14 protein-coding genes are annotated in these 20673 nt (G+C 46.4%); 6 read left to right on the top strand and 8 right to left on the bottom strand.

Annotation, left to right across the window (positions count from 1 at the left end):
- Window positions 1-73: 73 nt before the first annotated feature.
- The 6 genes from accC to CAG60_RS12885 all read right to left on the bottom strand — a co-directional run bounded on the left by accC (window position 74) and on the right by CAG60_RS12885 (window position 7429).
- Window positions 74-1417, bottom strand: coding sequence for an acetyl-CoA carboxylase biotin carboxylase subunit (gene accC / locus CAG60_RS12910; protein WP_040905716.1), 1344 nt, complete (start codon window positions 1415-1417; stop codon window positions 74-76).
- 15 nt (window positions 1418-1432) lie between these two features.
- Window positions 1433-1888: an acetyl-CoA carboxylase biotin carboxyl carrier protein gene (gene accB / locus CAG60_RS12905; RefSeq protein ID WP_154169385.1), complete on the bottom strand. Its 456-nt coding sequence runs from the start codon at window positions 1886-1888 to the stop codon at window positions 1433-1435.
- A gap of 62 nt (window positions 1889-1950) precedes the next feature.
- Window positions 1951-2400: a type II 3-dehydroquinate dehydratase gene (gene aroQ / locus CAG60_RS12900; protein ID WP_161439099.1), complete on the bottom strand. Its 450-nt coding sequence runs from the start codon at window positions 2398-2400 to the stop codon at window positions 1951-1953.
- 419 nt (window positions 2401-2819) lie between these two features.
- Window positions 2820-4766 carry an acetate--CoA ligase gene (acs, locus tag CAG60_RS12895; RefSeq protein ID WP_154169381.1) on the bottom strand — a complete coding sequence of 649 codons (1947 nt, stop codon included), beginning with the start codon at window positions 4764-4766 and terminating at the stop codon, window positions 2820-2822.
- A 186-nt stretch (window positions 4767-4952) separates the two neighbouring features.
- Window positions 4953-5600, bottom strand: coding sequence for a 3'-5' exonuclease (locus tag CAG60_RS12890; protein ID WP_158137710.1), 648 nt, complete (start codon window positions 5598-5600; stop codon window positions 4953-4955).
- Window positions 5601-5605: 5 nt separating this feature from the next.
- Window positions 5606-7429, bottom strand: coding sequence for a DUF294 nucleotidyltransferase-like domain-containing protein (locus CAG60_RS12885; protein ID WP_161439098.1), 1824 nt, complete (start codon window positions 7427-7429; stop codon window positions 5606-5608).
- Between the two features lie 606 nt (window positions 7430-8035).
- Between CAG60_RS12885 and CAG60_RS12880 the strand changes: the two genes are divergently transcribed.
- On the top strand, window positions 8036-9226 hold the full coding sequence (locus CAG60_RS12880; RefSeq protein ID WP_158144362.1) for a 3-phenylpropionate MFS transporter: 1191 nt from the start codon (window positions 8036-8038) through the stop codon (window positions 9224-9226).
- Window positions 9227-9315: 89 nt separating this feature from the next.
- Window positions 9316-12750, top strand: a complete 3435-nt coding sequence (locus CAG60_RS12875) for a hybrid sensor histidine kinase/response regulator (RefSeq protein WP_161439097.1) — start codon at window positions 9316-9318, stop codon at window positions 12748-12750.
- Between the two features lie 53 nt (window positions 12751-12803).
- Here CAG60_RS12875 and gppA read toward each other — a convergent pair whose 3' ends face one another.
- Together gppA and rhlB are read right to left on the bottom strand one after the other, a co-directional pair.
- On the bottom strand, window positions 12804-14300 hold the full coding sequence (gene gppA / locus CAG60_RS12870; protein ID WP_161439096.1) for a guanosine-5'-triphosphate,3'-diphosphate diphosphatase: 1497 nt from the start codon (window positions 14298-14300) through the stop codon (window positions 12804-12806).
- Between the two features lie 7 nt (window positions 14301-14307).
- The gene (rhlB, locus tag CAG60_RS12865) at window positions 14308-15609 is read right to left on the bottom strand and encodes an ATP-dependent RNA helicase RhlB (protein ID WP_004397313.1); all 1302 of its coding nucleotides are present in this window, start codon (window positions 15607-15609) and stop codon (window positions 14308-14310) included.
- A 112-nt stretch (window positions 15610-15721) separates the two neighbouring features.
- Between rhlB and trxA the strand changes: the two genes are divergently transcribed.
- From trxA to fre, 4 genes are all read left to right on the top strand, one after another.
- A complete protein-coding gene (trxA, locus tag CAG60_RS12860; RefSeq protein ID WP_004397310.1) occupies window positions 15722-16048 on the top strand; it encodes a thioredoxin TrxA in 327 nt (108 codons plus the stop codon).
- A gap of 189 nt (window positions 16049-16237) precedes the next feature.
- Window positions 16238-17497 (top strand): transcription termination factor Rho, encoded by a 1260-nt coding sequence (gene rho, locus CAG60_RS12855; protein WP_040905638.1) that lies wholly within the window; start codon window positions 16238-16240, stop codon window positions 17495-17497.
- Between the two features lie 173 nt (window positions 17498-17670).
- Window positions 17671-19524 (top strand): 4-hydroxy-3-polyprenylbenzoate decarboxylase, encoded by a 1854-nt coding sequence (gene ubiD / locus CAG60_RS12850; protein ID WP_161439095.1) that lies wholly within the window; start codon window positions 17671-17673, stop codon window positions 19522-19524.
- A 179-nt stretch (window positions 19525-19703) separates the two neighbouring features.
- Window positions 19704-20417 (top strand): NAD(P)H-flavin reductase, encoded by a 714-nt coding sequence (gene fre / locus CAG60_RS12845; RefSeq protein ID WP_161439094.1) that lies wholly within the window; start codon window positions 19704-19706, stop codon window positions 20415-20417.
- The last annotated feature ends 256 nt before the right edge of the window (window positions 20418-20673 follow it).

Here is a 20673-nt window from a genome sequence, read left to right as displayed (position 1 = left end):
AGATAAGAGGGTGGTAGCCTGCAAAAAAAATGCCCACCGAAGTGGGCATGATAGCAATTGAGGCGCGAGGCTATTATTTCATACCGAGTTTCTTCTCGAGATAGTGGATGTTGGTGCCACCATTTTGGAAGTTTTCGTCATTCATAATGATTTCTTGCAAAGGAATATTGGTTTTAATCCCTTCAATAATCATTTCATCGAGCGCATTACGCATGCGGGCTAGCGCGACATTACGGTTTTCACCATAGGTGATCAGTTTGCCGACCATCGAATCGTAGTAAGGCGGTACGGTATAACCTGCGTAAATGTGTGATTCCCAACGAACGCCCATGCCACCTGGAGAATGGAAACGAGTGATCGTGCCCGGAGAAGGTAAGAATCGCTCCGGATCTTCAGCGTTAATACGACATTCGACGGCATGGCCGCGGATCTTAATATCGTCTTGCGTAAAGGAGAGTGGTTGGCCAGCGGCAATACGTAATTGCTCTTTGATCAAATCAACCCCAGTGATCATTTCGGTTACGGGATGTTCAACCTGAATTCGGGTGTTCATTTCAATGAAGTAGAACTCGCCGTTTTCATACAGAAACTCAAAAGTACCAGCGCCGCGATAGCCAATTTCAATACAAGCACGCGTACAGCGTTCACCAATGTACTTACGTACTTCTTCATTGATGCCCGGTGCTGGCGCTTCTTCGACCACTTTTTGGTGACGACGTTGCATTGAGCAATCGCGTTCACCAAGATGAATCGCATTACCTTGACCATCGGCCAGTACTTGAACCTCAATATGACGTGGGTTTTCGAGGAATTTTTCCATATAAACCATGTCATTATTAAAGGCACCTTTGGCTTCTGCACGAGTCATGTTGATCGCGGTGATCAACTCGGCTTCTGAGCGTACCACGCGCATGCCTCGACCGCCGCCGCCGCCAGAGGCTTTGATGATCACGGGATAGCCGATGCGTTTCGCGTGGGCTTTATTTTTTGCTTCGTCACCATCGAGAGGACCATCCGAGCCAGGTACGCAAGGTACGCCGGCTTTTTTCATGGCGTTAATGGCTGATACTTTATCACCCATTAAGCGGATGGTTTCTGCTCTTGGGCCGACAAAGATAAAGCCACTGCGCTCGACTTGCTCAGCAAAGTCGGCGTTTTCAGACAGAAATCCGTAACCGGGATGAATGGCAACCGCCCCCGTCACTTCTGCGGCAGAAATAATGCGTGGGATATTGAGGTAGCTATCGATGCCTTTTGCTGGGCCGATACAGACCGTTTCATCCGCGAGGAGAACGTGTTTTAGGTCACGGTCTGCGGTGGAGTGAACCGCGACCGTTTTAATCCCTAATTCTTTACAAGCGCGAAGAATACGAAGCGCAATTTCGCCTCGGTTCGCGATAACTAATTTATCTAGCATAACCATTGGCCTCGATTATTCGATGACGACAAGAGGCTGATCAAATTCAACGGGTTGACCATCTTCGACAAGAATTGCGGTAACGACGCCAGATTTATCTGCTTCGATTTGGTTCATCATTTTCATCGCTTCAACGATACACAAGGTATCACCAGCGGAAACACTTTGGCCGACTTCAATAAAGCTTTTTGACTCTGGGCTTGGTGAGCGGTAGAAGGTACCAACCATAGGTGACAATACTTGATGACCCGTTGGCACTTTGGCGACAGGAGCGGCTTCAGCCGTTGCAACGGGAGCCGCTACGGGTGCAGCGACAGGAGCAGCCGGTGCTGCAGCATAATGAACTTGAGTGGTTGGAGCTGGGCTATGACGGCTGATGCGTACAGACTCTTCGCCTTCAGAGATTTCTAACTCAGAAATGCCAGACTCTTCCACTAATTCAATCAATTTCTTTATTTTGCGAATATCCATTGGTTCTTTCTCTTTTATCTTGTGAGTAAGACAGCCCTATTAGGACTGTAGAATGTTGTGCGTTACTTTGTTTGCAGTGCGTGAATCGCTGCCAACAGAGCAAATTCATAGCCTTGTGCACCTAGACCACAGATCACGCCTTGTGCCTTATCAGACAAATAGGAATGATGACGAAACGGTTCGCGTGCATGCACGTTAGAGAGATGCACTTCGATAAATGGTATAGCGACACCCAGTAAAGCATCACGGAGTGCCACGCTGGTATGGGTAAAAGCGGCTGGATTGATAATGATGAAATCCACCTTATTGTGCGCTTGGTGAATCGCTTCAATCAATTCATACTCACGGTTCGATTGCAGGTGATCTAACGCTACATCGGCCTGTGCTGCTTGTTGGCGCAACTTATCGATGATCTGGTTGAGTGTTTGTGCGCCGTAATGTTCCGGTTCACGTAAACCCAGCAGGTTTAAGTTTGGACCATTAAGGACAAGAATGCGTAATCTCGCGGTCATTATGTAGCTATCGTCCTCTATCGTGAGATGTAACCTGATAATTTCATATTATGGCACTTTCGACCTACTTTTTTTGTCAAAAGTTCGCTGTTTTTATGAAATTGACCACGATTATAGCTAATTCGTCGCAAATGGCAGCAATTTACTGGTCTAATGACTATGGCGGGTGTTTTTTTGAACGACTATTGCTGGCTGAGACTGGAATTTAGAACTTTGGAAAGGGCTGGGTCTAGGAAAGGCAGGTTCTAGGGAAATCAAGAACTAGGTCCTAGGAAAAAAAGATTAAGATCAAGGTTCTAGGGAAGAGCAGGTCCTAGGAAAAGCAGGTCCTAGATCCTAGGGGAAAAACAACACCAGAACCCAAAACTCCAAACCTAAAGAGCCAAAGAACCTAGGACCTAGGACCTTGAACCTAGAACCTAAAGCTGCGCTTGTTCAGCAATCAACTTATCGACCACGCTTGGATCGGCAAGCGTTGAGGTATCGCCTAAGTTGCTAGTATCTCCAGTGGCAATTTTACGTAAAATACGGCGCATGATTTTACCTGAGCGAGTTTTCGGCAGCGAGTCGGTCCAATGCAGTACATCTGGTGTGGCGATAGGGCCAATCTCTTTACGCACCCAATCTTTGACTTCTTTGTGTAGCTCAGCGCTAGGGTAGACGCCATGATTAAGGGTAATGTAAGCGTAGATCGCTTGCCCTTTAATATCGTGTGGGATGCCCACAATCGCCGCTTCGGCAATTTTATCAAACGCAACTAGGGCCGATTCGATCTCTGCGGTACCCATTCGGTGGCCAGATACGTTTAAGACATCATCGACTCGTCCGGTTATCCAGTAATAGCCATCTTCATCACGACGTGCGCCATCGCTAGTAAAGTACATACCTTGGAAAGTAGAGAAGTAGGTTTGTTCAAAGCGTTCATGATCGCCGTAGACGGTGCGCATTTGCCCAGGCCATGAATCGAGGATCACTAAGTTACCTTCACTTGCGCCCTCGATAAGGTTACCCATATTGTCGACTAATGCGGGTTGAACACCAAAGAAGGGACGTGTAGCTGAACCCGGTTTTAAAGCGGTCGCGCCAGGTAGAGGACTGATCAGAATGCCGCCTGTTTCCGTTTGCCACCAAGTATCGACAATCGGAGATTGCTCGTTACCAATCGTTTTGTAATACCACTGCCAAGCTTCGGGGTTAATCGGTTCACCCACCGAGCCCATGATGCGTAAGCTGCTACGGTGCGTCCCTTTAATGGCCTCATCACCTTTGGCCATCAAAGCCCGAATCGCGGTTGGTGCAGTATAAAGGATATTGACTTGGTGTTTATCGACCACTTGGCTCATACGGTTAGTGTCGGGATAATTTGGCACACCCTCAAATAAAAGGGTTTTGGCACCATTGGCTAATGGACCATAGAGGAGATAAGTGTGGCCAGTTATCCAACCCACATCGGCGGTGCACCAGAAAGTTTCTTGGGGCTGATAATCAAAGATGTATTTAAAGGTCATCGCCGCATACACCAAATAGCCACCAGTGGTATGCAATACACCTTTTGGTTTTCCTGTCGAGCCTGACGTATAGAGAATAAACAGTGGATCCTCGGCTTTCATCTCTTCGGCTGGGCAGTGTTCAGAGACGCTAGCCATGGCTTCATGCCACCAGACATCTCGATGTTCGTGCCAGTCGACTTGACCGCCGGTGCGTTGAAAAACAATCACCTTATTAATGGTTTTAATCTCAGGATGAGTCAGCGCTTCATCGACGTTTTTCTTCAAGGGGACAGCGCGGCCAGCTCGCACGCCTTCGTCGGCGGTGATCACTAAGGTGGCATCGGAGTCGATGATCCGTCCAGAGAGGGCTTCCGGCGAAAATCCGCCAAAAACGACAGTATGTACGGCCCCAATTCGGGTACAGGCTAACATCGCCACAGCCGCTTCCGGTACCATGGGCATGTATAAACACACCACATCGCCTTTACGTACTCCTTGAGCTTTTAATACGTTAGCAAATCGGCAAACTTGTTGATGGAGCTGACGATAAGTCAGAGTGGTATCATTCGCGGGATCGTCGCCTTCCCAAATAATGGCAACCTGATCGCCACGCTCTGCTAAATGACGGTCAAGGCAGTTTGCCGAGACATTCAAGGTGCCATCTTCAAACCAACGAATGTCAACGTGTCCGGTATCAAACGAGGTGTTTTTCACTACGCTGAAGGGTTTTATCCAATCAACAATTTTGCCATGTTCACGCCAGAATCCTTCCGGATCGGTAACCGATTGTTGATACATCGCGAGATAAGTGTCGTTGTCGGCATGGGTACACGCTTTGACACTCTCTTTGACCGGATAAATATGGGCATCACTCATGACTAACTCTCCTTGTGTAAGCGGTAAATTCCCTTGTGCTCTGAGACCAACTTGAGGATCCGTGCTGTCGTTTGATCAAAGCGCTTTAACTGGCTGGTTGAACATCATTAATGGGAAGCTTTTTATGCCTTTAACTGTTAGTCACCAGCAAGATTTACACAATTAGACTTTAGGATGAGGCCTCGATTAGCTAAGAGCTGGGCTGTGCTGATAAGGGCTTTTTAGCTTCGGTAATCCGCCTTTACTGAGGCGCACAAAAACTAATGCAGCGGTAATCGCATCTTGCAAGGCATCGTGCTTGTCTTGCATTGGCAAGTCTAGATGATGGCAAATCGCTGCAAGGCTTAGATCAAAGTAGGCATTGGGTAACTGTTTTTCCAACTGTTGATGATAAAGCTGGCTGACTTCGATTAATGGATTAGGTAGTGGGAAGCCCAGTTGTTTACGACAGGCGATATCAAGAATCGTTTTATCATAACGAATGTGATAACCGACCAATGGACGATTACCGATAAACGCGAGCAACTGTTGTAAGGCTTGCTGCTCCGACAAACCATTAGCGAGATCTTGATGACGTAACTGATGAATGCGCACCGAACCCGAATCTAAGGACGTTGGAGCGGCGAGACGAATATGGAAAGCTTGGCTGGTAAGAATTCGATTGTCGATGATTTTTGTTGCGGCAATACTGACTAGCTCGGCACGTTGTGGATCAAGGCTGGTGGTTTCACAGTCTAAAGAGATCAGTTCGGTTTTGAGGGGCGCGGTAAACAGATCTTGATAAGGTGACCCCGCTAATTTGTGGTGCCAATAATATCTCGCCAGCCAGTTCATTAGCGTTACTCCCTAATTTGGTAATGATAACTCAACCATTGCTTAAACTTTTTCACGACATGCAGGCTGTGACGCAGTAAGTCTCTTTCAGTGCGATCGAGCTGACCAAGCTGAATATGATTGGCGTGATGTTGGTTAGTGATTTGTTGCGCTAGGCGCAATTTTAAAAACAGCTTTAACGCTTCTCTTAGGTTATCAGCGGTCTGTTTTTCTAATGCCTGTTGTGCCTGCAGTGCTTCAATGCGTTGAAAGGTATTCGTGCTGCTGATCTGATATTCAAGACTTAGCGCCCGCACGCCATGAACAATAGGAAAAATCCCCCCTTTCTTAATGTCCAGGCCGGATTTACTCGATTTAAGGTGGCCAAATAAGGTCAGGGGTAGCGAAAAATTCAGTGCTGGACGAGTAAACTCAGCCAATACCGCATATTGCCCGTAGATGCGGGTCTGTAAATGGTGTTTTACTGGTGCGAGTAAGGCTTTATTTCCTGCTACTGGGTAGGCATCAGCAAAGATAGCGAGGTTGAGCATGTGCTCGGGTCGCCTTGTCTGAATCCAATGGCTGATGGTCGTTTGCCAATCGGTTTGTGATTGTACCCAGTGAGGATTATTGACCATGACTTTACCCGGACACAGTGGGTAGCCAAGCTGGACTAAAGTGTGGGTGAGCGTTTCTAGCCATGGTGTAGAGTGAGACCATTGAGCTTCATCGGCGATGATTAATGCATTGTCTTGATCGGTTTTGAGGATCTGCTCACCGCGCCCTTCTGAGCCTAAGACCACAAAGCAGCACTGCTGTTGCGCTTCACTGGGTACGATCAGTTGGAAGGCTTTTTCGATGATCTGCTCATTAACTGCCGCGATCAGTTCCATGATAAAGCGCGTTCTTATTCCTCGGTTGAGTAGGCTTTCGACCAGTTGCTGCTGCTTGTTCGCCGCAAAAGCCAACTCATCAATGCTCGTGGCGCGAGCAATGGTGAGCGTTAAAACGTGGGAGTGAGTCGAAAAAGCACTTAAGATTTGGACCATCGATAAAATACCCACGGCTTTACGTCCTTCACAGACCACCAAGCGTTTGACCTTGTGCCTCGTCATGCTGATCATTGCGTTAAACAGGAAATCGCCTTGTTGGATATGCAGGATGGGAGAGGTGGCTATCTCGCCGACTTCAGTCTGTTGTGTATGACCTTCTAACATAATTGCATGTAAAAGATTACTGCGGGTAACGATGCCATAGGGGGGAGTATCTGAGGAGTCTGCGCGTCGATCACCGATAGGCCATTCGACTAAGGCCGCATCCACGCGGCGACTTTTCATCTCTTGAGTGACTTCAGCTAAGGTCTGATCGGGTTTGACCAACGTTGGCGCAAGGTAGAGCTCAGGTTCTATTTTGGTCAGAATAAACTCAGCCAGATTTTTCTGCTGCTGGGCGACTTCAATCAGCTCTTGACGCTTGGCCAAGTTGGTTTCGAAATACGCCGAAAATTGGCGATTTTCACGGCACAGAGTCAGAAAAACTTTTTTGGGTAGCAAATAACTTAAGGTGTCTTCTAGTGCGACGTATTGATGCTTGGCGGAGGTTTCAAACAGAGCTCGCACGTCAAACATATCTTCATTAGTGTAGTGAGCATAGAGCATTTTACCGTCCACAGAACGCTCTTCTACCGTGCCTTTGATCAGAATCCACAGTTGATGACACGCTTGTCCCTGTTGGATCAACACGTCGTGCTCACGATAGTAAGCAATATCTAAAGCGGCGCGCAATCGCTGTTGTTGGGCCTCGGTTAAGCTGCTAAAGGGAGGCGAGAGCATGTTAAATTTGTCCGGCATAGTTAACTCACCTTGATAAGTGGGATGCTTGCTCTTTGCTCTGTCTGTTTTACGACGCGAATCAATCCGCCGCACTTATCGATAAGTGTGGCTGCTTTTCTCAAGCTCTCCAGACGACTTTGGTCTAATGTTGGTGCAATCGAATTGGCGACAATCGATGGACTATCGACAGTTATCTGTTTTTCTCCTCTGAGATTCTAGGGTCTGTTTATCTTTCGCGGTTAAATTTTGTTCGAGATAAAAGTGTTTTAGCCGAACCCTTCGGGCAGCGTTTGTGGCTCCTTTCTAGGGCGTTATCGGCTTCTCAGGTAGAGTAACTACATATCAAAGCCTCTGCCTTGTATAAAGAAGTCACAAACTGCTGCAAAAATCAGCTCGAAAGATAAACAGACCCTAATCATTGACCGCTTAGCGTTCGTCAAACAACAGGGAAATCGACAAGGCGATGAAAGATCCCTTTTTAGTTTTAGGGACTTATTGCATAATCGCCGGTTATTATCGGTGTCCGATGTGCTTTCTCTGTGGGTGATGTTCAGTGCGGTTAGCGGCGAGTGACGCGTTGGCAGGGACCCTGCGCTTTGGGCGATGAATTATTTAGGATCTGTTATGTTGAACCCTTCCCCTTTTGGGTGGATATCCCAATACTTTATTGGTTTCTTTTTTGCTTACGGGGTTTATTTACCGTTTTGGTCATTGTGGTTTGCCGATCAAGGTGTGTCGGCGACGGATATTGGCGTATTAGTTGGGATTGGTTTTGCAACCCGCTGTGTGGCGAATTTACTGTTTACACCACGGATCCATAAAGTCGAACATTTGTTACCTGCTTTACGTTGGCTCAGTTTAGCGGCGTTATTATTTATCGCGTTTCACTTTTTTACTGGCGGCAGTTTTTGGCTAATGGCCTTGGCAACGGTGTTATTTAACCTCTGTTGTGGACCGATTGTTCCGCTTTCTGATGCGATGGCTAATTTTTACGCGAAACATCAATTACTTGATTACGGTCGTTCTCGTTTATGGGGATCGGTGGCTTTTATTGCCGGGTCGACAGTGGTTGGCTATTTGGTGGCGTTATACGGCAGTAGCATGATCCTCTATACCGCCTTATTTGGTGCGGCAATCACTTTGCTGTTCAGTCTGCGTAACCCGCAGGTGATGCCTGTCACTGAAAGTCACGCTCACGCTGTGCGCCCTAAATTAACGCAGTTACTGCGTGAATTACCTGTGATTAAGTTTTTGTTATTGATGGCTTTGATTCAAGGCAGTCACGCCGCTTACTACAGTTTTAGTGCGATTCACTGGAAGCAAGCTGGGCACTCGGAAGCGATCATCGGCTATTTATGGAGCTTGGGGGTGGTCGCTGAGGTTCTGGTGTTCGCCTTAAGTAAGCGTTTATTTGCCGGATGGAGTCTACGAGCGTTGTTCGTGGTGGCCGCCCTAGGGGTCATGTTGCGTTGGGGACTGACCGCTTCGACAACGGCGATCATCGCGTTAGTCGCGATTCAACTGCTGCATGGCGTCACGTTTGCGATGGCGCATATTGCCGCGATTCAATATATTCAGCATTCGCCTCAAAATAAAATGGTGGCTTTACAAGCGCTGTATAACGCTATTCCTCTTGGTGCGGTTATTGCGTTGCTAACCACGCTCAGTGGCTGGGGATACGATCACTTTGGTGCGGGAGTGTTTTGGGTCATGGCAGCAATGGGTGGGCTAGCACTATTGATTAAGGTTGAGTTACCGAGTTCAGTTATACAAGATGGACAAGCGGTTAAAGCTGAGCCTGAAGCACAGAATTGATGCTCAGTGATTGAGTTGTGAGCGAATCCTTTGTTAAATAACCTCTCCTTAAGGAGAGGTTATTTTAGGCGCAGAAAAAAGGATTCCTAATGCATGGATGGATCGTAATCCCAGTTTCGCTGATGTATTTAGGCGTACTCTTTTTGATTGCGTGGTATGGCGATAGACAAACGCGCTGGTTAGCGCACTGGCGGCCCTGGATTTACAGCCTATCGATTGCGGTGTATTGCACGTCATGGACCTTTTATGGCACGGTCGGTCAAGCCAGTGCCAATCCTTGGTCTTTTTTACCTATCTATCTAGCACCGATGCTGGTGTTTATTTTTGGTTGGCGGGTATTAGCACGGCTGATCTTGATTGCTAAACGTGAGCACATTACCTCGATTGCCGATTTTATCGGTGCACGTTACGGCAAGTCGCAAGGGTTAGCCGTCACGGTGACCTTAATCGCGGTTGCCGGAATATTGCCTTATATCGCTTTGCAGTTACGTGGCATCACCATGGGACTGAATGTGGTTGCTCCGGATTTGTACGCTCAATTTGGCTATCAAGATGACCATATTTCTTGGTTTGTGGTTTTGGCGTTGGCGTTATTTACCATGTTGTTTGGTACGCGCCATATTGATAATACCGAGCATCATCGTGGCATGATGATGGCCATTGCGTTTGAATCGATAGTAAAATTGGTGGCCTTTTTGGCGGTGGGCTTGTTTGTTGGTTATGTGATTTTTTCGGATCACACCATCGACGTGTTGGCGATTGCCGAGCAAACGTATCAAGCCCCTAATTGGCCGACATTATTGGTCCATACTCTGTTAACCATGCTGGCGATTGTCTGCCTACCACGCCAATTTCATACCATGGTGGTAGAAAATGAGCGACCGCAAGATTTGCACACCGCCCGCTGGCTTTTTCCTCTGTATTTAATGTTGATGGGGCTATTTGTTTTACCGATAGCTTGGGTTGGTCAAGCGCTACTACCTAATGCTCCTGCCGATACGTTAGTGCTGAGTATTCCTATGCACGTCGGGGCTGAGCAGATTGCCTTATTGGCTTTTTTAGGCGGTACTTCGGCTGCGTCGGGGATGGTGATTGTATCGACGATAGCGTTGGCGATCATGGTTTCGAATGATCTTGTTATGCCTCTGTTGTTACGCCGCATGCGCTTAACACATCGTAACCACCGTCATTTCTCTGGTTTATTGGTGATTATTCGTCGCACCCTGATTTTATTATTGCTATTGGGCGCGTGGGGATTTTATCTTGCCCTCGATAGCATTCCTTCTCTGTCTGCGATTGGCTTTCTTTCTTTTTCGGCGATTACCCAATTTGCCCCAGCTTTGCTTGGGGGAATGTACTGGCGAGATGGCAATCGCAAAGGCGTTTATGTGGGGTTAGCGGTTGGGTTCACCTTGTGGCTTATCACTCTCATGAGCGCAACACAAATGCTCGCTGGGGATGCGCAAAATAACGTTTTATTATGGTTGATCACTCCGCCTTCATGGTTATATGAGCTGGGAATGAGTCGCGTCGATTGGGGAATGCTACTCAGCGTATCACTCAATACGCTGTGTTATGTTGTCGTATCGTTAGTGACTCGCTCAAGCTTAAGTGAGCGCTTACAAGCGGCTTCATTTATTGGCACGCCACTGCCTGAAAATGAAAACATGAGCCTCTACCAAAGTCGGGTTACGGTGGCTGAGTTAGAAATGCTTGCGGCGCGTTTTGTCGGACGTTCCCGGGTGCGCAGTGCTTTTGCTCAGTTTTGGGCTCAGCAAAACGTCAGTTTAATGCCTAATCAACAAGCGCCCGCAGGATTGATTCGCCATACAGAACGTGTGCTAGCGGGGGTTTTTGGTGCTTCTTCGGCTAAGTTAGTCCTGACTTCGGCGCTACAGGGCCGAAAAATGCAGTTGGAAGAAGTGGCGACCATCGTTGATGAAGCCTCTGAGCTGTATGATTTTAGTCGGGGTTTGCTACAAGGCGCGATTGAGCATATCGGACAAGGGATTGCGGTAGTCGATAAACAGCTTAGGCTAGTGGCTTGGAACCAACGTTATTTAGAGTTGTTTCATTTTCCTGCTGGGTTAATCCAAGTTGGGCGGCCGATTGCCGATATTATTCGTCATAATGCTCAACAGGGATTATGTGGGCCGGGTGATCCTGAAGATCATGTTCGAAAGCGCGTCGAGTATTTACAACAAGGTTCAAGGCATACCTCATCCAGAATGCGCAGTGATGGGCGAGTAATTGAAGTGCAAGGCAATCCGATGCCCGGTGGTGGGTTTGTGATGAGCTTTAGTGATATCACGGTATTTCGTAATGCTGAACGTAACTTAAAAGAGGCCAACGAACACTTGGAAGAGCGAGTGGTTGAGCGGACGCGAGAGTTAGAAAAACTAAACCAACAGTTGGTTGTCGCCACTCAAAAAGCAGAGCGTGAATCACAATCGAAATCGCGTTTCTTAGCCGCGGTGAGCCATGATTTAATGCAGCCATTAAATGCGGCTCGTTTATTTGCATCGTCTTTATCTGAAGTGGCTAAAGAGCAAGAGTCTCAACGGTTAGCGCATCATATCGAAAGCGCGCTTAGCGCTGCGGAAGATTTAATTGGTGATTTACTGGATATCTCACGTTTAGAGTCGGGTAAGTTAGATATTCATCAGCGTACCTTCCCGATCCATACCATATTAACGAACTTACAGGCCGAGTTTAGTGCGTTGGCTAAGCAGCAGCAGGTACAATTTCATATGGTGCCGTCTTCGTTATATGTTCAGTCGGATCCGAAGTTGCTGCGTCGCGTCATTCAAAATTTTCTCACTAATGCTTTTCGCTATAGTCCGCAAGGACGAGTCGTACTTGGGGTGCGCCGCAGTCAAACCATGGTGCGTATCGAAGTATGGGATAACGGTTTTGGGATTGCTGAAGATAAACAGCAGGAAATTTTTGAAGAGTTTAATCGCGGTGGGCAGATTCGTTCTGATCAAGGTCTCGGCTTAGGTTTAGCGATATCAAAAGGCATTGCTCAGGCATTAGATCATGCTATTACCATGCGTTCTTGGCCAGGTAAAGGCAGCGTTTTCTCGCTTACTTTACCTCGTTCGCAAGCGATCTTTGTACCAACGCCTAGGCTGAAAGCGACGGAAACGTTATCTGATCTGAGCTGTCTGCGAGTGTTATGCGTTGATAATGAGCCGGATATTTTAGTCGGGATGCGACAATTATTAGAGCGTTGGGGCTGTGAGGTAAAAACCGCCGTTGATTTGTTGTCAAGCTTGCAAGCATTAGAACAGCAATGGGTTCCTGATGTTATTTTATCCGACTATCGACTCGATCATGGCCGAACCGGCTTAGAAGTTTTGCAACAGTGCCGCTTAAGGTTAGGCGATTGTTTTTTTGGGGTGATCATCAGTGCTGATCGTAACCCAGACATTGTCGAAGGCATTCAAGCTGGAGGTTTTAGTTTTATGGCTAAACCAATCAAACCTTTGAAATTGCGTGCTTTATTGAATCAGTGCCGATAAATCATCCTACCCCTGAGTCGTCGGGGGTAGGATGAGTTGACGGAGTGCTCGCGCTACTGGTCGCTATTGATCGTTAATGGCCAACCAATGTCGGTTTGACGGTTAGCTTCCAGTTCCAATTCACTACGAGTGAGCGGATTGTCTTGTAACCACTGTTGATTGATGGTTAACGTTAAATTATCGCCTTGCGCCTCAAGCTGCACTTCAGGCTCTAAGGCCGGATGACGTCGGTGGCTGAGCAGCACCGCCAAACGCAACAAACGTAATAAGCGTTTTCCCGTGGTTCCAGAAAGAGCATGCTGCTCGGGTAGTGAGGTCAGTTGTTCTCGGTAACGACGGGTGAGCTCGGCTAAATATTGTTTTTGCGCACGGGTGTAACCGGGTAAATCGAGATGTTGTAGCAAGTACGCGCTGTGCTCGCCCCCTTTGCGAAAATCAATCGCTAAACCAATTTCATGCAATTGTGCAGCACTGCGTAATAACATTTCCGCTTGTGGTTCAGGAGCCCAGCTCTCTCCGCCACACTGGGCAAGCAGTCGACTGGCGAGAGTGGCCACCTGTTGAGCGTATTGACGGTCAATCTGATAGCGTTTTTGGATGCTTTGAATGGTGCGAGCGCGGATGTCCTCTTGACGAAGAGTCTCGACCATCTCATAGACTAACCCTTCACGTAATGCGCCACCGGCCAGTGTCATGGCTTCAATATTGAGTGACTCAAAAATAGCGATTAAGATCGATAAGCCGCTCGGAAAGACTAAAGCACGTTCTAAAGTTAAACCTTCAATATCCAATTCTTCAAGGTGATCCGCTAGCATCGCCTGCTTTTGCAAGCGTTTGAGTTTCGGGAGGGTGATGATCTCATCCATCCCTTGCGCCAACATGATCTCTTGTAGCGCTTGAACGGTACCGCTGGCTCCGACGCAGACATTCCAACCCAATTGGCGATAAGTATCCAATATGGGGTCTAGCATTTGCTTTGCCGCATAAATGGCATTGTTAAAGTTACTGGTATTGAGTTGGCGATCTTTAAAATATCGCTCTAACCACGTAACACAGCCCATTTTTAAGCTGGTTAACGCATTAGCTTCAAACCCTTCACCAATAATCAACTCTGTGCTAGCACCACCAATATCAACCACTAATCGCCGACCCATACCCCCAGAGGTATGAGCTACACCTTTATAAATGGTTGCCGCTTCTTCTTCTCCGGTAATAACTTCGATAGGGTGACCTAAAATGGCATTTGCTTTTTGCAAGAATTGCTCAGCATTGATTGCCGTGCGTAGCGTCGCGGTACCGACAATCTTAATGTGTGGTGCGGGAATATCTTGTAGGCGCTCGGCAAACAAACTTAAACAATCCCAGCCACGCTGCATCGCTTCTTGACTTAATGCATTCTGTTCATCCAATCCAGCAGCTAAGCGAACCTTGCGTTTAATTTTCGCTAGGGTTTGCACACTGCCATCGACGTGACGAACCACCAACATATGAAAGCTGTTAGAACCTAGGTCGATAGCCGCATAGAGCGGTGAAGAAGTGTGGTGACTCATAGATAAATTACGAATCCTTTTTCGGTCGTGGTGCACGTGGACGACGTTGTGGCTTTCGGTTACCTGAACGTGATCCTGTGGTGTTAGTCCGACGTTGCTGAGATGAAGAACGCAGAGTTAATGGCTTGGGTAAATCGGTCAATAGCGCGGTTGGATCGTAATCCGACATCGGAATCGAGTGCTCAATATACTCTTCAATCGCAGGTAGATTGACGGCGTACTCTTCGCAGGCAAAACTGATCGAAGAACCACTTTCTCCCGCTCGACCTGTTCGGCCAATACGGTGGACATAATCTTCGCTATCGTCAGGTAAATCATAGTTAAAAACATGAGTCACTAAAGGAATATGCAATCCACGAGCAGCAACATCGGTAGCGACCAAAATGTCCAATTCACCTTGGGTAAACTGTTCTAAGATACGTTCACGTTTTTTCTGGGGTACATCACCAGTCAGTAGACCCACTCGATGTCCGTCAGCGGCTAAACTTCCCCAAACCTGTTCACAGCGATGTTTAGTATTGGCAAAAACAATCGCTTTATCTGGCCATTCTTCTTCAATAATGGTTTGTAAAAGGGCCATTTTATGTTCATTTGAAGGGTAGAACAGCTCTTCTTTAATGCGGTGGCCGGTTTTTTGGGTCGCTTCCACGACCACATGCTCTGGATTATGCATGTGCTCAAAGGCCAGTTCCTGAACACGATAAGACAACGTGGCAGAAAAGAGCATATTGAGACGTTCTTTAGGCTCGGGCATGCGGCGGAATAAGAAACGGATATCTTTAATAAAGCCTAAATCAAACATCCGATCGGCTTCGTCCAACACAACGGCTTGAATATGGTTAAGGTTGAACGCTTTTTGTTTATAGAAATCGATGATACGTCCGGTGGTACCGATTAATACATCGACGCCTTCTTGAATTTTAGCCAGTTGCTTATCGTAGCTTTCACCACCATACGCTAGCGCAGTTTTTATGCCCGTAGTTGCAATTAATGATTCTGCATCGTTATAAATTTGAATCGCTAATTCACGCGTCGGGGCCATGATGATGGCGCGAGGCTGATTAGGTTTTCGTCCTTCCGCTTCAGGGGTCGTCAGTAAGTGATTGAAGGTAGCAGTAAGAAACGCAAGGGTTTTACCAGTGCCCGTTTGGGCCTGGCCTGCAATGTCTTGGCCGGTGAGCAGGACCGGCAACGCCAAGGCTTGGATCGGGGTACAATATTCAAACCCTTTTTTATCCAATCCTTCAATGACTTGCGGGTGTAAACCGAAGTCGGCGAACTTTTGCTCTGTGATGTGTGTCTTTTTCATTGCTATAGAATATCAGCTTACACTTGCAATACGGAAGTAAATACATTCCAATAGAGCATCTAATTTACTGGTTGTTATGCAATCAGTTCAGAAAAACACATTGGAGTGGAAGATGAGTGATAAAATTTTGCAGCTTTCTGATGAAAGTTTTGAGAACGATGTGATCAAAGCTGCAGGCCCGGTTCTAGTCGATTTTTGGGCAGAATGGTGCGGACCATGTAAAATGATCGCCCCGATTCTTGATGAAATCGCTGAAGAGTACCAAGGCAAACTCACTATCGGTAAATTGAATATCGACCACAATGCAGGAACGCCACCTAAGTTCGGTATTCGCGGTATTCCTACCCTTCTTTTATTCAAAGATGGTAGTGTTGCAGCAACTAAAGTTGGCGCGTTGTCTAAAACTCAATTGAAAGAGTTTTTGGACGCCAATCTGTAGCGCAAAGTGTAAAACCGCACCTCACGTGCGGTTTTCTTTTGCAAAAAACATTTTCTAGACTACGCTTATTTTTAGTGTTAGTTTATCGCACGTTAATTAAACAAGTGTTCACTTCTTGGTCAATCCTGAGACCAAATCCATCTTAACTAGAAAATAGATCCTATTTTGACTAAACAAGTATCCACCACAATGAATCTAACAGAATTGAAGAGCAGACCTGTGTCTGATCTTGTGAAACTTGGTGAGAGCCTAGGCCTTGAAAACCTCGCGCGTCTAAGAAAACAAGACATCATCTTCGCTATCCTTAAAGCACATGCAAAAGGCGGTGAAGATATTTTTGGCGACGGGGTCTTGGAAATTCTTCAAGACGGTTTTGGTTTCTTACGCAGTGCAGACAGCTCCTACTTGGCTGGCCCTGACGACATCTATGTGTCACCGAGCCAAATTCGTCGCTTTAACTTGCGCACGGGTGACTCGATTGCTGGGAAAATCCGTCCACCCAAAGAAGGTGAACGTTACTTCGCACTGCTTAAAGTGAACACGGTTAACCACGACAAACCTGACAACGCCCGCAACAAAATTCTTTTCGAAAACTTAACACCTTTACACGCTAATGAACGCATGGTGATGGAACGTGGTAATGGTTCTACGGAAGACATTACTGCTCGAGTTCTTGATCTTGCCGCTCCGATTGGTAAAGGACAGCGTGGTTTGATTGTTGCTCCGCCAAAAGCGGGTAAGACCATGTTATTGCAAAATATTGCCCAGAGTATTGCTAACAATCACCCTGAGTGTGTTTTGATGGTATTACTGATTGATGAACGCCCAGAAGAAGTCACGGAAATGCAACGCCTTGTTAAAGGTGAAGTGATTGCTTCTACCTTTGATGAACCAGCATCGCGTCACGTACAAGTGGCTGATATGGTAATCGAAAAAGCCAAGCGTTTGGTTGAGCATAAAAAAGATGTCGTTATCTTACTCGACTCCATTACCCGTTTAGCTCGTGCTTACAATACGGTTGTCCCTTCATCAGGTAAAGTACTAACGGGTGGTGTTGACGCTAACGCTTTGCATCGTCCTAAACGTTTCTTTGGTGCCGCGCGTAATGTTGAAGAGGGAGGCAGCTTAACCATTATTGCTACCGCTCTTGTCGATACAGGCTCAAAAATGGATGAAGTGATTTACGAAGAATTTAAAGGGACAGGTAACATGGAACTGCACCTTAATCGTAAAATTGCTGAAAAACGCGTCTTCCCAGCGATAGATTTTAACCGTTCAGGTACGCGCCGCGAAGAGTTGCTCACGAAGACGGATGAGCTGCAAAAAATGTGGATTCTACGTAAGATTGTTCATCCAATGGGTGAAACTGATGCGATGGAATTCCTGATTGATAAGTTGGCAATGACCAAAACCAACGATGAATTCTTTGATGCGATGCGCCGTCAATAAAGTGAAGTAAAATCCTCTAAAACACCACACTATTAGCGTGGTGTTTTTTTTTGGAAAAATCCAACCTTGTACGCTGATTTTAACTAAATAGACAAAGAGATGTTGGAAAGAGCGCTGAAATAAAGCGCTTTTTTGTTATACTAAGTTCAAGGTAATCAACGACAAGAAAGCTTATGAATTTTAAGGATTTACGTGATTTTATTGACTATCTTGAACAGCGTGGTGAGTTAAAACGCGTTGCTCATCCGGTTGATCCTCATTATGAAATGACCGAAATCAGTGACCGTACACTGCGAGCGGGCGGACCAGCGCTGTTATTTGAAAATCCAATTGGCTATGACTTGCCAGTATTGACCAATTTATTTGGTACTCCCGAACGTGTTGCCATGGGGATGGGCCGAGAAAGTGTACAGGATTTGCGTGAGGTTGGTAAATTGCTCGCTTATCTTAAAGAGCCTGAGCCTCCGCGTGGTTTTAAAGATGCCTTAGATAAGCTGCCCGTTTTCCGGCAAGTACTTAATATGCCCGTTAAGCGTTTACGAAAAGCACCATGCCAACAAATCATCTGGCAGGGTGATGAGGTTGATTTAGATAAAATCCCAGTCATGAGTTGTTGGCCTAATGATGTCGCACCTTTATTAACTTGGGGATTAACGATTACTCGTGGCCCCAATAAAAAACGTCAGAACTTAGGCATTTACCGTCAACAAAAAATTGCTAAAAATAAAGTTATTATGCGTTGGTTAGCGCATCGTGGTGGTGCACTCGATCTGCGAGATTGGATGGAAACACATCCGGGAGAGCCTTTCCCTATTTCGGTCGCTTTTGGCGCTGATCCTGCAACGATTCTTGGTGCGGTTACTCCGGTGCCTGATACGCTATCTGAATATGCTTTTGCTGGTTTATTACGCGGTAGCAAAACAGAAGTGGTTAAATCGGTGAGTAATGACTTAGAGGTCCCTGCGAGTGCTGAAATTGTCCTTGAAGGTTATATTGACCCTAATGAGTTTGCTGATGAAGGACCTTATGGTGACCATACCGGTTATTACAATGAAGTTGAGCGTCATCACGTCTTTACGGTTACTCATGTAACCATGCGCCAACAACCGATTTACCACAGTACTTACACCGGACGTCCACCTGATGAGCCTGCCGTACTAGGGGTTGCATTAAATGAGGTGTTTGTCCCGATACTACAAAAACAGTTTCCTGAAATTGTTGATTTCTATTTGCCTCCGGAAGGTTGCTCGTATCGCATGGCGATAGTCACGATTAAAAAACAATATCCAGGTCATGCTAAGCGAGTAATGATGGGAGTTTGGTCGTTTCTCCGTCAATTTATGTATACGAAGTTTGTGATTGTCTGTGATGAAAGCGTTGATGCTCGAAATTGGTCGTCGGTCATTCAAGCGATGTGTGAGCATATGGATCCGGTTCGCGACAGTTTGATGATTGAAAACACCCCCATCGATTCGCTAGATTTTGCTTCGCCGGTGGTGGGGTTGGGTTCTAAAATGGGCTTAGATGCTACTCGTAAATGGCCAGCAGAATCAGTCAGTGATAAACCCAATCCATCCTATACCTTTGCATCGTTAACAGAACAGGACATTACGGTCTTTAAAGAGCAGTATCCACAAGTGATCGATCTGTATTTGCCTGAAAGTGCTCACAATCAATTTGCGCTCGTGGCAATGGAAAAAGTCCAAGCTGGACAATCTCAACGGATACTTGAAGCGGTATGGCAGTTTTTATCTCAGTTTGCTCACGTTAAATTTGTGGTACTTTGTGATGATGATGTTAATGTTCGTGATTGGAATGATGTTATCTGGGCGATTACCACCCGTATGGATCCTGCACGTGATACGGTGAGCGATAAGAATCACAATGCCTTTGTCAGTCAGTTAGGTTTCGATGCCACTAATAAATTTGCTGGAGAAGTCGAGCGTGAATGGGGGACTCCGATTAAGAAGGATCCTCAGTTAGTTGCTAAAGTCGATCAAATGTGGCCTTTGTTAAAGATCGATTAACCTATCGTCTGCGTATTTGTCAGGTCTGGTTATCAAACATTCATTATTTTTATCGGTGAAGTCAGTCATCACCCCAGCAAGGATGCCTACCAAGAAAAGGTCGCTGGGGTAAAAGGTTACTGGCTCAGTCTTTTTACGTCATATAGCACTTACTTTGGTTAAGTAAGGAAGAGGAAGTCATGACCATTCAATGTAAAGTGAAGTTGATTCAGCCTTTGGCCAATCATACCTATCAGATTTTACTGCAACCGACTACACCAGTTGCTTTTAAAGCCGGCCAGTACCTTATGGTGGTAATGGGTGAAAAAGATAAGCGGCCTTTCTCAATAGCCAGTAGTCCATGCCGTGATAATGGAGAGCTGGAACTTCATATTGGCGCTGCCGAACATAATGCTTACGCACAGGAAGTGGTGCAGGTTATGCAACAAGCACTTGAACAGCAAGGTGAAGTAACGATCGATGCGCCTCACGGAGAGGCATGGTTACAAGAAGATGCGAAACGACCATTACTCTTGATCGCAGGCGGCACAGGATTTAGTTATGTTCGCTCGATTTTAGATCGCTGTCTAGCACTGGGCAATATCACACCGATTTATCTTTACTGGGGAGCCCGAGATGAAGAGCAGCTCTATGCTTTGCAAGAGCTACAAACGATAACAGATCAATATGCCCATGTTCACTTTGTTCCTGTTGTTGAAAAAGCACCGGAAGAATGGTCAGGCAAAATTGGCAATGTATTACAAGCGGTGATGGCAGATTTTGACTCATTAGCAGAATTTGATATCTATATAGCCGGTCGATTTGATATGGCGGGTGCAGCGAGAGATCAATTTACCCAACATAAACAAGCAATCAGCGAGCGGATGTTCGCCGATGCTTATGCGTTTATATGAGAAAAGACATCGATTGATTAAAACACGTACAGTGATGTTCAATAATTGGTCGCTTGTGCGTTTTTTAAAGATATTTTGATAAAAAGCACTTGCCAAGCCAAACGAACTCCCTATAATGCGCCCTCACTGACACGGCAGACGCCGCAAGGCTTCAGGCAGTGTTGGTTGAGGGAAAGCTTCTAAAAAAGAAAATTTGAAAAAGTGTTTGACTCTTCAAATTAACTCGCTAGAATTCACCTCCGCTTCGAAGCTCAAC

Source organism: Vibrio sp. V33_P6A3T137 (genome assembly GCF_009904835.1).
In the GTDB taxonomy this organism is placed as follows: Bacteria; Pseudomonadota; Gammaproteobacteria; order Enterobacterales; family Vibrionaceae; genus Vibrio; species Vibrio metschnikovii.
Note: the sequence above shows the minus strand (reverse complement) of the source record. Positions and strands in the feature narration are given on the sequence as shown.